The sequence below is a fragment of the Pseudomonas sp. CFBP13508 genome (assembly GCF_005233515.1).
GTDB classification, from domain to species: domain Bacteria; phylum Pseudomonadota; class Gammaproteobacteria; order Pseudomonadales; family Pseudomonadaceae; genus Aquipseudomonas; species Aquipseudomonas mercuritolerans.
Window position 1 is genome coordinate 219,890 of sequence record NZ_QFZZ01000009.1, and the last position, 14,258, is coordinate 234,147.

The 14,258-nt window shown below is 61.9% G+C and carries 9 protein-coding genes; 6 read left to right on the top strand and 3 right to left on the bottom strand.

Annotated features, from left to right (window positions below):
• Positions 1-75: 75 nt before the first annotated feature.
• Positions 76-1,536, top strand: coding sequence for a D-alanyl-D-alanine carboxypeptidase/D-alanyl-D-alanine-endopeptidase (gene dacB, locus PspCFBP13508_RS23375; RefSeq protein ID WP_039763007.1), 1,461 nt, complete (start codon positions 76-78; stop codon positions 1,534-1,536).
• A 159-nt stretch (positions 1,537-1,695) separates the two neighbouring features.
• On the opposite strand, the gene PspCFBP13508_RS23385 is transcribed toward dacB, so the two are convergent.
• Both PspCFBP13508_RS23385 and rlmKL read right to left on the bottom strand, forming a co-directional pair.
• On the bottom strand, positions 1,696-4,080 hold the full coding sequence (locus PspCFBP13508_RS23385) for a diguanylate cyclase (protein WP_137215820.1): 2,385 nt from the start codon (positions 4,078-4,080) through the stop codon (positions 1,696-1,698).
• A 145-nt stretch (positions 4,081-4,225) separates the two neighbouring features.
• Positions 4,226-6,496 carry a bifunctional 23S rRNA (guanine(2069)-N(7))-methyltransferase RlmK/23S rRNA (guanine(2445)-N(2))-methyltransferase RlmL gene (rlmKL, locus tag PspCFBP13508_RS23390; protein WP_137215821.1) on the bottom strand — a complete coding sequence of 757 codons (2,271 nt, stop codon included), beginning with the start codon at positions 6,494-6,496 and terminating at the stop codon, positions 4,226-4,228.
• 530 nt (positions 6,497-7,026) lie between these two features.
• Here rlmKL and PspCFBP13508_RS23395 point away from each other — a divergent pair.
• Positions 7,027-7,242 carry a ribosome modulation factor gene (locus PspCFBP13508_RS23395; protein ID WP_003223300.1) on the top strand — a complete coding sequence of 72 codons (216 nt, stop codon included), beginning with the start codon at positions 7,027-7,029 and terminating at the stop codon, positions 7,240-7,242.
• Positions 7,243-7,540: 298 nt separating this feature from the next.
• Here the strand turns inward: PspCFBP13508_RS23395 and PspCFBP13508_RS23400 are convergent, their stop codons facing one another.
• On the bottom strand, positions 7,541-8,560 hold the full coding sequence (locus PspCFBP13508_RS23400; protein ID WP_071171588.1) for a quinone-dependent dihydroorotate dehydrogenase: 1,020 nt from the start codon (positions 8,558-8,560) through the stop codon (positions 7,541-7,543).
• Between the two features lie 217 nt (positions 8,561-8,777).
• Between PspCFBP13508_RS23400 and PspCFBP13508_RS23405 the strand changes: the two genes are divergently transcribed.
• From PspCFBP13508_RS23405 to PspCFBP13508_RS23420, 4 genes are all read left to right on the top strand, one after another.
• On the top strand, positions 8,778-9,989 hold the full coding sequence (locus PspCFBP13508_RS23405) for a CmpA/NrtA family ABC transporter substrate-binding protein (protein WP_137215822.1): 1,212 nt from the start codon (positions 8,778-8,780) through the stop codon (positions 9,987-9,989).
• 15 nt (positions 9,990-10,004) lie between these two features.
• Positions 10,005-10,580, top strand: coding sequence for an ANTAR domain-containing protein (locus PspCFBP13508_RS23410; protein ID WP_007916390.1), 576 nt, complete (start codon positions 10,005-10,007; stop codon positions 10,578-10,580).
• Positions 10,581-11,011: 431 nt separating this feature from the next.
• The gene (locus tag PspCFBP13508_RS23415) at positions 11,012-12,223 is read left to right on the top strand and encodes a nitrate/nitrite transporter (protein ID WP_137215823.1); all 1,212 of its coding nucleotides are present in this window, start codon (positions 11,012-11,014) and stop codon (positions 12,221-12,223) included.
• Between the two features lie 7 nt (positions 12,224-12,230).
• On the top strand, positions 12,231-13,901 hold the full coding sequence (locus PspCFBP13508_RS23420; RefSeq protein ID WP_137215824.1) for a bifunctional protein-serine/threonine kinase/phosphatase: 1,671 nt from the start codon (positions 12,231-12,233) through the stop codon (positions 13,899-13,901).
• Positions 13,902-14,258: the final 357 nt, after the last annotated feature.

The following is a 14,258-nucleotide window of genomic DNA, read 5'->3' on the forward strand; positions in this document are numbered from 1 at the left end:
ACTTTCATGACCACTGAGGGCCTTTTCATCCATGTCCTCGTCTTTTTTCCCCTCTTTTGCAGGGTTTTATTGCATATGATCAAATCGTTGCGTCCACTGTTTCTCGCCGGCCTTCTTCTGCCTCTGGCCCTGCCTGTCTCCGCTGCCACCATCAACACTTCCCTCACCCCGAACGTCGAAAAAGCCCTCAAGGCCAGCAAGTTGCAGCCCACTGCGCTGTCGCTGGTGATGGTGCCGCTCGACGGTCCGGGCACGCCGACCGTGTTCAACGCCGACGTCTCGGTCAATCCGGCCTCGACAATGAAACTGGTCACCACCTACGCGGCGCTGGAAATGCTCGGCCCCAACCATCAGTGGAAAACCGAGTTCTACACCGACGGCGACCTGAGCGGCGGCATTCTCAACGGCAACCTCTACCTCAAGGGCGGCGGTGACCCGAAGCTGAACATGGAGAAACTCTGGCTGTTGATGCGCGACCTGCGCGCCAATGGCGTGACCCAGATTACCGGTGACCTGATCCTCGACCGCAATTTCTTCGTGCAGCCGCAATTGCCGGAATTCAACGATGACGGCAACGACGACAACAAGCCGTTCCTGGTCAAGCCCGACTCATTGCTGGTCAACCTCAAGGCCCTGCGCTTCGTCGCGCGCAATGACGGTGGCCGCGTACTGATTTCGGTTGAGCCGCCGATTGCCAGCATTCGTATCGAAAACACTGTCAAGGCGCTGCCGTCCAAGCAATGCACCGGCGGCGTGCGCTACAACCCGGTGCCGCAGGCCGATGGCAGTGTGACCGTAACCGTCGGCGGCCAGTTGGGCGAAGGCTGCAGCTCGCAGACTTACCTGTCGCTGCTCGACCACGCGACCTACACCGCCGGCGCTGTGCGGGCGATCTGGAAGGAACTGGGTGGCAGCATCCAGGGCAAGGATCGTCTGGCACCGACGCCGAGCAGCGCCAAACTGCTCGCCCGCGCGTACTCGCCGGATCTGGCCGAGATCATCCGCGACATCAACAAATACAGTAACAACACCATGGCCCAGCAGCTGTTCCTCAGCCTTGGCCAGCGTTTCCGCAACGATGCCGACGGTGATGACGCCCGGGCTGCGCAACGCGTGGTGCGTCAGTGGCTGGCGAAGAAAGGCATCACCGCGCCGCATCTGGTGATGGAGAATGGCTCTGGTTTGTCGCGGGCCGAGCGGGTCAGCGCGCGTGAGATGGCCAACATGCTGCAGGCCGCCTGGCACAGCCCGTACGCCGCCGAATACATCAGTTCGCTGCCGATTGCCGGCACCGACGGCACCATGCGCAAACGCCTGAAAACCACGGCAATGCGCGGCGAAGCCCACGTCAAGACCGGCACCCTGAACACCGTGCGCGCAATCGCCGGTTTCAGCCGTGATGTGAATGGCAATACCTGGGCGGTGGTAGCGATCCTCAACGACAAGGCCCCGTTCGGCGCCTCGTCGGTACTCGATCAGGTGCTGCTGGATCTGTACAAACAGCCGAAACTGCCGCAGACCGCTTCGGTGCTGTAAGCGCGGCAGATTCAATTGTGGGAGCGAGCCTGCTCGCGAAGACGTCGGTTCAGTCAGCTTGTTCAGTGGCTGCCACACCGCTTTCGCGAGCAGGCTCGCTCCCACAAGAAATCAGCGCAAGGCCCCATCTGCCCCACAGGGTCAGGTGCCAGGTTCGAATCAGCTCATCTCCCGCTCAACCCGATCCCGGCCATTCTGCTTCGCTGCGTAAACCCCTGAATCAGCGCGCAGCAACAACGCATCTGCGCCCTCCCCCGGGCGCCAGCTGGCGATGCCGAAACTCGCGGTGACCAAGCCGACCACGTCCACCGGCGCGCTGCGCAAACCTTCCCACAACTCCATCGCCAGCATGTAGGCGTGTTCACCGTCGATATCCGGGCACAGCACCATGAACTCTTCACCGCCCAAACGGCAGAACACGTCGGTGCGGCGCAGGCGATGGCCGATCCGCTCGCAGACTGCCTGCAGCACGCGGTCGCCGACGGCGTGGCCGAACTGATCATTGATGCGCTTGAAGTGGTCGATGTCGAGCATGATCACCGACAACTCGCCGCCGCCACGCTCGACCCGGGCCATTTCGGTGGTCAGGCGTTCCTGGAAATAGCGGCGGTTGTGAATGCCGGTCAGCGAGTCGGTGATCGACAACGCGCGCAATTCTTCTTCCACGCGCTTGAGATCGGAGATATCCGAGATATAACCGTGCCACAGCACCCCGCCGCCCGGCAGCTCTTCCGGCGTCGCCTCGCCGCGCACCCAGCGCAGACCGCGCTCGGGCAGTTGCACGCGATACTCCTCGCGCCATGGGCTGAGATTTTCCGCCGATTCGCGGATCGAGCTGCGCACGCGAATCGCATCCTGCGGGTGGATACGACTGAAGATCGCCTCGGAGTCGAGCAGCAGCACATCCGGCTCCAGCTCGTAGATGTCGCGGATGCCATCGCTGGCGTAGATCACGCTGAAGCGTCCGTCGAATTCCATTTTGAATTGGTAGATGCCACCGGGAACATGGGCGCTGAGCTTCTTCAGCAATGTGTCGCGTGCTGCCAGCACTTCGTGCACGCGTTTGCGCTCGGTGATGTCGATGCAGATCGCCAGATGACCGACCCACAGGCCTTGCTCGTCAAGCACCGGGGTGGCGAGCATGTTCACCGGCAGGTGGCTGCCATCGCTGCGCACCAGGGTCCATTCGCGTGCTTCATGGCCACCGACTTCGCCGCCCTCGACCAGCATCGCGTGGCAAGTCGGAATACTTTTGCCGTAACGCGCGCTCAGCTCCGCCGAACGCGCTGCCAGCTCGCGGGGCAAATGCAGGTTTTCCAGGGTCATCCGCCCAACGACTTCGGCACTGCTGTAGCCGAGCATTTGCTCGGCACCGGGATTGAAAGTGTTGATCACGCCGCGCAGGTCGGTGGCAATGATCGCGACCTGAGTGGCGGCATTCAGCACGCCGCGCAGTTGACCGTGGGTGCCGCGCAGTTCCTGCTCGCGTTCATGCAACTCCTGGGTGCGCACCTCGACCAGGCGCACTGCGCGCTGACGCTGGCTGACCAGTACGTAAAGCAAGGCACTGAGCAGCGCGCTGAGCAAGCCGCCCAGAATGATCACACTGCCCACCGAAGAATGGTTGGCCTGCATGAACGCGTAGCTTGGCAGGATATCGACCTGATAGTCATGATCGGCCATGCGCAGCAAGCGCGTCGCCGCCAGATCGCCGGGCACCGCTTCGTTGGTCGATTCGAACAACGCCTCGTGCTGCCCTTGGGTCGACAGGTCGAGAATGCGCACCGACAAATAATCGTGCAGGGCATCGGGCAGCCCGTCGGCGAGCAACTGGCGCATGCTGATCACCGCCATCACATAGCCGAACGGCTGTGACCCGCCCGGGCGACTGACCGGCGCCAGTAGCAACACCCCACGCGCGTATGACGGCTCGATCCCGACCAGATGCATCGGTTGCGACACTGCCATGCTGCCGAGCTGGTCGGCGCGTTGCAGGGTTTCGCGGCGCAAGGGTTGGGCGAGCAAGTCGTAGCCCAGCGGTGGCGCCAGTCGGCTTTGGGTTTGCGTGTAGAGCACCGGCACGTATTCGTCGCGCGGCGGCGCCAGTTGCAATTCGCCTTTGGCGTCCAGTTCGCGAATGGTGAACTCGCTCAGGCCCTCATCACGCACCTGCTGTTCGAACGCGGTCCGTTCGGCACCGCTGACTCGCGGCGCGTAGGTATAGGCTTGGGTGCGCAGCAATAAGGGTCGAGAGTACCCGTCGAATTCGGTGCGGGACACTGATTCGGAGTTGGCGAAGAACCGCCGCAGACTATCGAGACGTTGCTCCTGGTCTTGAAAACGTTCGGCGATGCGGCTGTAGCGTTCGTTGGCCAGCAGTTGGAAACGCTGACGCGATTGTTGCTGAAACTGGTTGAAAGTGCCCCATGCGAGCAGCCCGGTGAGAATCCCGCCGGCAAGCAACACCAGCAAAGCGACCAGCCAGGCTGAGACGTCTTCACTGATGAAACCGAGGATTTTCGGGCGCACGGGGTGCAACGGCATAAGCACGACTCACTCCGCCAGATTCCCGGGAAAAACCCCATTGGCGGTGTGTGAGTTATAGCTATTAGCCACTAATTTAGCTAGCACCGCTGGATCCACCGAGCCGTTAAAAATCAACGCTCTGTGGATCCAACCAGTGAAAGCGTCAACGAGCCGTGATTTTCCAGGCGCGGTGGATCTTGGTATTGCGCGCGAAATCCGGATCAATGGTCTGCGCGCTGATTTCCTCGACCGCATAACGCTCGGCGAGGTTTTCCTCCAACTGGAACTTGCGGAAGTTGTTGGAGAAATACAGCACGCCACCCGGTGCCAGACGTGCCATGGCCAAGTCGATCAACTGCACCTGATCGCGCTGCACGTCGAAGATGCCTTCCATGCGCTTGGAGTTGGAGAACGTCGGCGGGTCGATGAAGATCAGGTCGTACTCGTCGCGGCTGCTTTCCAGCCACGCCATCACATCGCCCTGCTCCAGACGGTTCTTGTCCGAGAAGCCGTTCAGCGACAGGTTGCGGCGCGCCCAGTCCAGATAGGTTTTCGACAGGTCGACGCTGGTGGTGCTGCGCGCGCCGCCCTTGGCCGCGTGCACGCTGGCGGTCGCGGTGTAGCAGAACAGATTGAGGAAGCGCTTGCCGGCCGCCTCTTTCTGAATGCGCATGCGCATCGGCCGGTGATCGAGGAACAGGCCGGTGTCGAGGTAGTCGGTGAGGTTGACCAGCAACTTCACCCCGCCCTCATTGACCTCGACGAACTTGCCCTGCGCCGCCTGACGCTCGTACTGCTTGGTGCCGCTCTGCCGCTCGCGGCGCTTGACCACCACGCGGTTCTTGTCGACGTTCAACGCCTGCGGAATGGCCGCCAGCGCATCGAACATGCGCGCGGAGGCTTTTTCCGGGTCGATGGATTTCGGCGCGGCGTATTCCTGAACGTGCACCCAGTCCTGGTACAGGTCGATGGCCATCGCGTATTCCGGCATGTCGGCATCGTAAACGCGGTAGCAATCAATGCCTTCGCGCTTGACCCACTTGCCCATCGCCTTGAGATTTTTCTGCAAGCGATTGGCAAACATCTGCCCGCCTTCGCTCAGGCGCGGCTGCTCGATCACTGGCGCCGGGGCTGGCGTCGGCTTAATCGGGTTGCCGTTCTTGTTGAACTTGCGCTCTTGCGGCTCGTCCGGGGTCTGGTCGTAAGCCGCTTGCTCGCGCTCGGCCTGACGCTGTTCCGGAGTGCGACGTTCGCCAGTGACGAACTGATCCGGCAGAACCTTGATCAGCAGCAGTTTGCACGGCAGCGCGCCGTTCCAGAACGAATACTGTTTATGGCTGCGAATGCCCATGCGCTTGCCCAGGTCCGGGGCGCCGGTGAACACCGCCGCTTCCCAGTTCAGGCAGGCCTGACGCAGACGCTCGCCAAGATTCTGGTAGAGATACAGCAGGCTGGCTTCGTCACCGAGACGCTCGCCGTACGGCGGGTTGCAGATCACCAGACCTTTCTGGTTCTGATCCGGGCGCGGCTCGAACGTCGCCACTTCGCCCTGATAAATCTTGATCCACTCACTGAGGCCGGCACGTTCAACGTTGTTGCGGCCTGGCTGAATCAGTCGTGGATCGGCTTCGTAACCACGAATCCACAGCGGCGGTTTGGCCAGACCGGCAGCGGCGCGCTCGACGGCTTCTTCGTGCAGTTTTTTCCACAGTGCCGGCACGTGACCGAGCCACGCGGTAAAGCCCCACTGCTCGCGACGCAGGTTCGGCGCCATGTCGGCGGCGATCATCGCCGCTTCAACGAGGAACGTACCGACACCGCACATCGGGTCAGCCAGCGCGCCGCCCTCGGCAGCAATACGCGGCCAGCCGGAACGGATGAGGATGGCGGCGGCGAGGTTTTCCTTCAGCGGCGCCGCACCCTGCTGCAAGCGATAGCCGCGCTGGTGCAGGCTGTGGCCGGACAGGTCGAGGGACAGAATCGCTTCGCCGCGATCCAGACGCAGGTGAATGCGCAGGTCCGGGTTGAGTTTGTCGATGGATGGACGATCGCCCTGCGGCGTGCGCAGTTTGTCGACGATGGCGTCTTTGACTTTCAGCGCGCCGAAGTGGGTGTTGTCGATGCCCGAGCCGTGGCCGCTGAATTCGACGGCCAGGGTGCCGTCGCTGAGCATGTGATCCTGCCAGTCGATGTCGAGCACGCCGTGGTAGAGGTCTTCGGCGTCCTTCATCGGGAAACGCTTGAGCACCAGCAACACACGGTTGGCCAGACGCGACCAGAGGCACAGGCGATAGGCGGTTTCCATGGTCGCCATGCCACGCACGGCGGAGGTGTGCTCGCGCGCTTCTTCAAGGCCAAGCCCGACGGCTTCCTCGATGAGCAGGCCTTCAAGGCCTTTGGGGCAAGTGAGGAAGAGTTCGAAACGATCGGACATGGTAATTCCAGAGCCTTTGGCTAGTGGGCCGGCAACGCATTGCCGACCCGGTTTTCAATCAGGCGCTTTTCTGAAAGAGCGCCCGCGTGGCACGAAGGTGTGCCGTTCCATCCCCGCTGCTCGGGTTAAAAGAGCTTAGATGCCGGGACAGATAAAAAAGTTGGTGCAACAAAAAGACTGAAAGCGACCCTTCGTCGAATATTACCCAAGCGCAAACGTGGGTCATTCTCACTAAAGGATTAACCCCCTGAGCCAGCGGGGCGCCGATCATACCGGGGTTTGCGCAATGAACGTTGAATAAATACGCGGTTACTTATCGCCATAGCATCCTTTACGTTACGTGCTTATGACAAAACGATCATTCCCTCGGTGTGACTCATTGGTTAGAACTGAGCACAGGTTGACGTCGCAACGGCGTCAACACCTTGGCTCGCCACGCCGGCAGCGAGCCGCACGATGGCAGGTTTTTTCTGCCAGACCTCAATTGAGGTCAACGCGACACTACAGTCAACAAGTGAGGGAAACACCCTATGAGAAGACTTAAGCGTGATCCGTTGGAAAGAGCATTTTTGCGCGGATATCAATATGGCGTTGGTGGCAAATCCCGTGAGCTTTGCCCATTTACTCTACCGTCGGTACGTCAAGCCTGGATCAACGGCTGGCGAGAAGGACGCGGCGACAACTGGGACGGTATGACCGGCACTGCGGGAATCCACAGACTCAACGAACTTCACGCCGTCGGCTGACACAGGGCATTTATTCCGACACGACAATCTGAATTTGCAACGAATTAACCACGCACGTCCTTCCCGGACGGCGGGCTACGGCCCAGGGGCTCCTTCGAGGAGCCCTTTTTATTGCCTGCAAAAAGGGTTAACCGGGTTCCACGTGGCGAGGGGATTTATCCCCGCTCGGCTGCGCAGCAGTCGCGAAGTCGGAATTTCAATTTAACTGGCATATCAATGTGCAAGGTTTGGGGCTGCTGGGCAGCCCAGCGGGGATAAATCCCCTCGCCACAAAGGCCCCCCAACGCCTCGGCAATCCTCAGCGCAACGCGGCGATCGCATCCACCGATTCACGAATCAGCGCCGGGCCTTTGTAGATGAAGCCCGAATAGATCTGCACCAGGCTTGCACCGGCCGTGATCTTCTCCGCCGCGTGCTTGCCCTCGGTAATCCCGCCCGCGGCAATGATCGGCAAACGCCCGGCCAATTCGCCCGCCAGCACTTTCACGGTATGGGTGCTCTTCTCACGCACTGGCGCGCCGGACAGACCGCCCGCCTCGTCGCCATGCTCCATGCCTTCAACACCGACACGGCTCAAAGTCGTATTGGTGGCGATGACCGCGTCCATGCCGGTTTCGATCAATGCCTGGGCAACCTGCGCAGTCTCTTCGTCGGTCATGTCCGGCGCGATCTTGATCGCCAGCGGCACATGCTTGCCGTGACGCAGGGCCAGTTCGGCGCGACGGGTGGCCAGATCCGCGAGCAATTGCTTGAGCGAGTCACCGAACTGCAGGCTGCGCAAGCCCGGGGTATTCGGCGAACTGACGTTGACGGTGACGTAGCTGGCGTGGGCGTAGACCTTGTCCAGGCAGATCAGGTAATCGTCGACCGCACGCTCGACCGGTGTGTCGAAGTTCTTGCCGATATTGATCCCCAGCACGCCCTGGTATTTCGCCGCAGCGACCCGCGCCAGCAGGTTATCCACGCCAAGGTTGTTGAAGCCCATGCGGTTGATGATCGCCTCGGCTTCCGGCAGGCGGAAGATTCGTGGTTTCGGGTTACCCGGCTGCGGACGCGGGGTCACGGTGCCGATTTCGACAAAACCGAAACCCAGTTGCGCAAAGCCATCGATAGCCGCGCCGTTCTTGTCCAGGCCTGCCGCCAGCCCCACCGGGTTCGGGAACTCCAGCCCCATGACGGTCACCGGCATTTTCGCCGGCGCCTTGCACAGCAAGCCGTTGAGGCCCAAACGTCCACCCGCGCCGATCAGATCCAGCGACAGATCGTGGGAGGTTTCCGGGGAAAGTTTGAACAACAGCTGACGGGCCAGGGTGTACATGGGCGGCAATGACTCGGGCGGCGAAAAGAGGCGGCGATTATAGCCGGGCATCGTCCCCCGGCGCGAGGCGCCTGTACGAATCAGGCGACTGGCATATGCCTTGCACCACCCCGCTCATCAGTCTGCCGCCAATGACGGCGCGCAGGCCAGGACAATGGCGTCGTCCCCGGGTTTTGCCTGCGCAGAATCCGGGACGACGTTTTTTTTGAGGTAGCGTATGAACGAAACGTCCTTGGGGCCTCTGGCCTGGGTCAATGGCAGCGATGCGCCGGAAAAGGGCGCGATCGATCTCGGCTTCATGGCGCTGAGCGACTGCGCCTCGGTGGTGGTCGCCGCCACTCAGGGCTTCGCCCAGCCCTACGGCTTGACCCTGAACCTCAAGCGGCAGGCGTCATGGGCCAACCTGCGCGACAAACTGGTCAGCGGCGAACTGGATGCCGCGCACAGCCTGTACGGACTGATTTATGCGGTGCACCTGGGCATCGGCGGCGTCGCCCCGACCGACATGGCAGTGCTGATGGGCCTGAACCAGAATGGCCAGAGCCTGAACCTGTCCCATGGTTTGCAACAGGCTGGCGTGAACAGTCCTGAAGCGCTCGATCGGCGTGTGCACCAAAGCCGCGCAAAACTGACCTTCGCCCAAACCTTCCCCACCGGCACCCATGCGATGTGGCTTTATTACTGGCTGGCGAGCCAGGGCATTCATCCGTTGCAGGACGTCGACAGCGTGGTGGTGCCGCCGCCGCAAATGGTTGCGCACCTGCAAGCCGGGCGCATCGACGGTTTTTGCGTCGGCGAACCGTGGGCGGCCAGCGCCGTGCAGCAGGATCTCGGCTTCACCCTGGCGACCAGCCAGAGCATCTGGCCCGATCACCCGGAAAAAGTCCTCGGCTGCACCCGGGAATTCGTCGAGCAATACCCCAACACCGCGCGGGCGCTGGTCATGGCCATTCTTGAGGCCAGTCGCTTCATCGAAGAAAGCCCGGAAAACCGCCGCAGTACCGCGCAATTGCTCAGCGCCACCGAATACCTCGACACCCCCGCCGCGTGCATCGAGCCGCGTTTTATGGGTGACTACGCCGATGGCCTCGGCAATCGCTGGCAGGATCCGCATGCGCTGCGTTTTCATGGCGATGGCGAGGTCAATCTGCCCTACCTTTCCGACGGCATGTGGTTCATGACCCAGTTCCGTCGCTGGGGTCTGTTGCGCGAGGATCCGGATTATCTGGCCGTCGCCCGCCAGGTTCAGCGTCTGGATCTGTATCGCGAGGCAGCCAGCGCTGTCGGTATTGCGGCTTCGCACGCCGACCTGCGCAGCAGCCAGTTGCTCGACGGCAAGGTCTGGGACGGCAGCGATCCGGCGGGCTATGCGCGCAGTTTCAAACTGCATGCCCTGAACGACACCGCCCCGCTTCTCGCCCAGCGCTGACAGGAGACCGCGAACATGTTGCGCATTCTGCTGATCAACGACACCGCGAAAAAAGTCGGACGCCTGAAAGCGGCGCTGACCGAGGCCGGCTTCGAGGTAATCGACGAGTCCGGCCTGACCATCGACCTGCCGGCGCGCGTCGAAACGGTGCGCCCGGACGTGATCCTGATCGATACCGAGTCACCGAGCCGCGATGTCATGGAGCAAGTGGTGCTGGTCAGCCGCGACCAGCCCCGGCCGATCGTGATGTTTACCGACGAACATGACCCGGGGGTGATGCGTCAGGCGATCAAATCCGGGGTCAGTGCCTACATCGTCGAAGGCATTCACGCACAACGGTTGCAGCCGATTCTCGACGTGGCGATGGCGCGCTTCGAGAGTGACCAGGCCCTGCGCGCGCAATTGCAGGCCCGTGACCAGCAACTGGCCGAGCGCAAGCGCATTGAGCTGGCCAAGGGTTTGCTGATGAAGATGAAGGACTGCAACGAGGAAGAGGCCTATACGCTGATGCGCCGCCAGGCCATGAGCCGCCAGCAGAAGCTGATTCAGGTGGCGGAGCAGATCATTGCCATGAGTGAGTTGCTGGGCTGAAATTTTCGCTGCAAATCAAGAGCCCCTCACCCTAGCCCTCTCCCGGAGGGAGAGGGGACCGACCGCGTTGTCTTGCGCTGTCCGCCGACCTGAACGACCGAGTCGATTATGGATTCACTCGAAATCGTTCAGATCGGCAAATGATTCGGCCATCCCCCGCTCGGTTCCCTCTCCCTCTGGGAGAGGGCTAGGGTGAGGGGCTTTTGCTTTTCAGCTGTTGGCACAAATCTCGCTAAGTAAACCGCACAGGTAACCAACGGCGGTTGCCCCACCTACGACAAAGACGTCGCTCACCCCGTTCGCCCCTCGGCGAACCAGGTAGCGGCGTTTTTGCGTTTTGGCCCCACAGAGCGGGGCCGGTGGTGCGGCCGTGAGGCGCTCCACCTGCTGTGCATGACTCCTTTCGAGACTCTTTTCAGCCGAGGTGCGCGATGAATTCAAGCTTCTGGAAATCCGGCCATACCCCGACCCTGTTCGCGGCCTTCCTGTATTTCGACCTGAGCTTCATGGTCTGGTACCTGCTCGGCCCGCTGGCGGTGCAGATTGCCGCCGACCTGCACCTGACCACCCAGCAGCGCGGCCTCGTCGTTGCCACGCCAATTCTCGCCGGCGCGGTGTTGCGCTTCGCCATGGGCATGCTCGCTGATCGCTTGTCGCCGAAGACCGCCGGGCTGATCGGTCAGGTCATCGTCATCTGCGCACTGTTCGGCGCCTGGAAACTGGGTATCCACACTTATGAACAAGCGCTGATCCTCGGCCTGTTCCTCGGCATGGCCGGCGCGTCGTTCGCCGTGGCCCTGCCGCTGGCCTCGCAGTGGTACCCGCCAGAGCATCAGGGCAAAGCCATGGGCATCGCCGGTGCGGGCAATTCCGGCACCGTGTTCGCCGCGCTGCTGGCGCCAGTGATTGCCGCTGCTTTCGGCTGGAGCAATGTCTTCGGGTTCGCCCTGATCCCGCTGATCCTGACTTTGGTGTTGTTCGCCTTGTTGGCAAAAAACGCCCCGCAGCGGCCAAAACCGAAAGCCATGGCCGACTACTTCAAGGCCCTCGGTGATCGCGACAGCTGGTGGTTCATGTTTTTCTACAGCGTCACCTTCGGCGGTTTCATCGGCCTGGCCAGTGCCCTGCCCGGTTACTTCAACGATCAATACGGTCTGAGCCCGGTAACCGCCGGCTACTACACCGCTGCCTGCGTGTTCGGCGGCAGCTTGATGCGGCCGTTGGGTGGCGCGCTGGCCGATCGCTTCGGCGGCATCCGCACTTTGCTGGCGATGTACACCGTCGCCGCCATCTGCATCGCCGCCGTCGGCTTCAACCTGCCAAGTTCCTACGCGGCGCTGGCGCTTTTCGTTTGCACCATGCTCGGCCTGGGCGCAGGCAACGGTGCGGTTTTCCAACTGGTGCCGCAGCGTTTTCGTCTGGAGATCGGCGTGATGACCGGGCTGATCGGCATGGCCGGCGGGATCGGCGGCTTCGCTCTGGCGGCCGGAATGGGCGCGATCAAGCAAAGCACCGGCAGTTATCAACTGGCGCTGTGGTTGTTCGCCAGCCTCGGTGTGCTGGCGTGGTTTGGCCTGCACGGCGTCAAGCGTCGCTGGAGAACCACCTGGGGTTCGGCGGCGGTGACAGCGGCGCGGGTCTGAGGCCCCAATGGCGCTGCAACTGAGCTTCGCCGAAGCCAGTGCCACCGGCCCGCGCGTGGAGAATCAGGACGCCCTGCGTTCGGTGACACCGGCGCCGGCACTGGCGCTGAGCAAGGGCTTTCTATTCGCCATCGCCGACGGCGTCAGCCAGTGCGCCGATGGCGGCCTCGCCGCGCGTTCGACCTTGCAGGCGCTGGCGCTGGACTACTACGCGACGCCGGAAACCTGGAGCGTGGCCCAGGCGCTGGATCGCCTGCTGCTCGCGCAAAATCGCTGGCTGCAGGCCAACGGCGGTGGGCAACCGCTGCTGACCACGGTCAGCGCGCTGGTGATGCGCGGTCGACGCTTCACCCTCGCCCACGTCGGCGATTGCCGGGTCTATCGCTGGCACGCCGAGCGCTTGCAGCGCATCAGCGAGGATCACGTCTGGGAACAACCGGGCATGCAGCATGTGCTCAAGCGTGCGCTCGGGCTCGATCAACATCTGGTGCTGGATTTCCTCGACGGCGAACTGCGTGAGGGCGAAAGCTTCGTTCTGCTCAGCGACGGCGTCTGGTCGACCCTGGGCGATACCGCGATCGCCGCGATTCTGCGTGATCAAGCGGATCTGCCCAGCGCGGCGCAAACCTTGGTCAACGCCGCGCATCTGGCCGGCAGTCAGGACAACGCCAGTGCCCTGCTGGTGCGCGTCGATGCGCTGGGCGAAGCGAGCATTGGCGATGCGCTGGTGCAATTGCAGCAATGGCCACTGCCGCCAACGCTGAAACCCGGGCAAGCGTTTGAAGGCTGGCAGGTGCAAGGCATCATCGGCCAGAGCCAGCAATCATTGCTGTATCGCGTGCTCGATAGTCAGGGCCAGCCTTGGCTGTTGAAGACCTTGCCGACGCGCCTGGCCGACGATCCGCAAGCCGGGCAGGCGCTGCTGTCGGAAGAATGGTTCCTCAAGCGCGTGGCCGGCCGGCATTTTCCGCAAATCCATGCCTGCACTCAGCGTCAACATTTGTATTACGTCATGCGCGAATACGCCGGGACGACGCTGGCCGACGTGTTTCAACACAGCGGCCCGTTGCCTTTGGCGCAGTGGCAGGACATCGCCGAGCGCCTGTTGCGCGCGGTCGGGTTGCTGCATCGACGGCAAATTCTGCATCGCGACATCAAGCCGCAAAACCTGTTGCTGGGGGATGACGGCGAGCTGCGCCTGCTGGATTTCGGCTTGGCTTATTGCCCGGGACTGTCGGAGGACGCGCCGTCGACCCTGCCGGGAACGCCTAGTTTCATCGCCCCGGAAGCGTTTCGCGGCGAACCACCGAGTGCACAGCAGGATTTGTATTCTGTCGGTGTCACTCTCTATTACCTGCTCACCGGGCATTTTCCCTACGGCGAAATCGAAGCATTCCAGCGGCCCCGATTTGGCGTACCGGTGAATGCCAGTCGCTATCGCCCGGACCTGCCGGAATGGCTGGCGCAAAGTCTGGAACGCGGCGTCGCCGCCGATCCGCAGCAACGCTTTGAAACCGCTGAAGAGTGGCTGCTGGTGCTGGAACAGGGTGAGCGGCAAAGTTTGAGTGTGCGGCCCCGGCCTTTACTCGAGCGGGAGCCGTTGAAGGTCTGGCGGACCATGGCGTTGGTGGCGTTGCTGGGGAATGTGGTGCTGCTGGTTTTGTTGTTTCACAGTTAAACCGCGCCGCGCCATTCGCGAGCAGGCTCGCTCCCACAGGGAATTTGTGTCGTTCGCAGACACCTTGTGGAAGCGAGCCTGCTCGCGAAGGCATTCGGCGTCACACTGCATAACCCCAAGAATTAACGCGCCACGAACGAGCAACACGCCTCGATTCGGTGCAAAAAAACCTCCTGTCACAACCCCAATCCCCAATAAATCCGCGTCCACCCAAGTTGGCACAACCACTGCATTACCCTTTTCACCATACATAAAGCCCAACCTTCAACGACGAAGGCTGCGCTTCCCGAGAGAACGGGACAAGGACAAAGGCGTCCTCGCTAGGCAACTAGCGGGACGCCTTTTTTTGTTTGCGCA

Excerpts from the sequence above, each read along its gene's own strand:
- rlmKL (WP_137215821.1), bottom strand. The coding sequence starts at position 6,496 with ATGTCCGATCGTTTCGAACTCTTCCTCACTTGCCCCAAAGGCCTTGAA.
- PspCFBP13508_RS23415 (WP_137215823.1), top strand. The coding sequence starts at position 11,012 with ATGAATTCAAGCTTCTGGAAATCCGGCCATACCCCGACCCTGTTCGCG.
- PspCFBP13508_RS23410 (WP_007916390.1), top strand. The coding sequence starts at position 10,005 with ATGTTGCGCATTCTGCTGATCAACGACACCGCGAAAAAAGTCGGACGC.
- PspCFBP13508_RS23385 (WP_137215820.1), bottom strand. The coding sequence starts at position 4,080 with ATGCCGTTGCACCCCGTGCGCCCGAAAATCCTCGGTTTCATCAGTGAA.
- PspCFBP13508_RS23420 (WP_137215824.1), top strand. The coding sequence starts at position 12,231 with ATGGCGCTGCAACTGAGCTTCGCCGAAGCCAGTGCCACCGGCCCGCGC.
- dacB (WP_039763007.1), top strand. The coding sequence starts at position 76 with ATGATCAAATCGTTGCGTCCACTGTTTCTCGCCGGCCTTCTTCTGCCT.
- PspCFBP13508_RS23405 (WP_137215822.1), top strand. The coding sequence starts at position 8,778 with ATGAACGAAACGTCCTTGGGGCCTCTGGCCTGGGTCAATGGCAGCGAT.
- PspCFBP13508_RS23400 (WP_071171588.1), bottom strand. The coding sequence starts at position 8,560 with ATGTACACCCTGGCCCGTCAGCTGTTGTTCAAACTTTCCCCGGAAACC.
- PspCFBP13508_RS23395 (WP_003223300.1), top strand. The coding sequence starts at position 7,027 with ATGAGAAGACTTAAGCGTGATCCGTTGGAAAGAGCATTTTTGCGCGGA.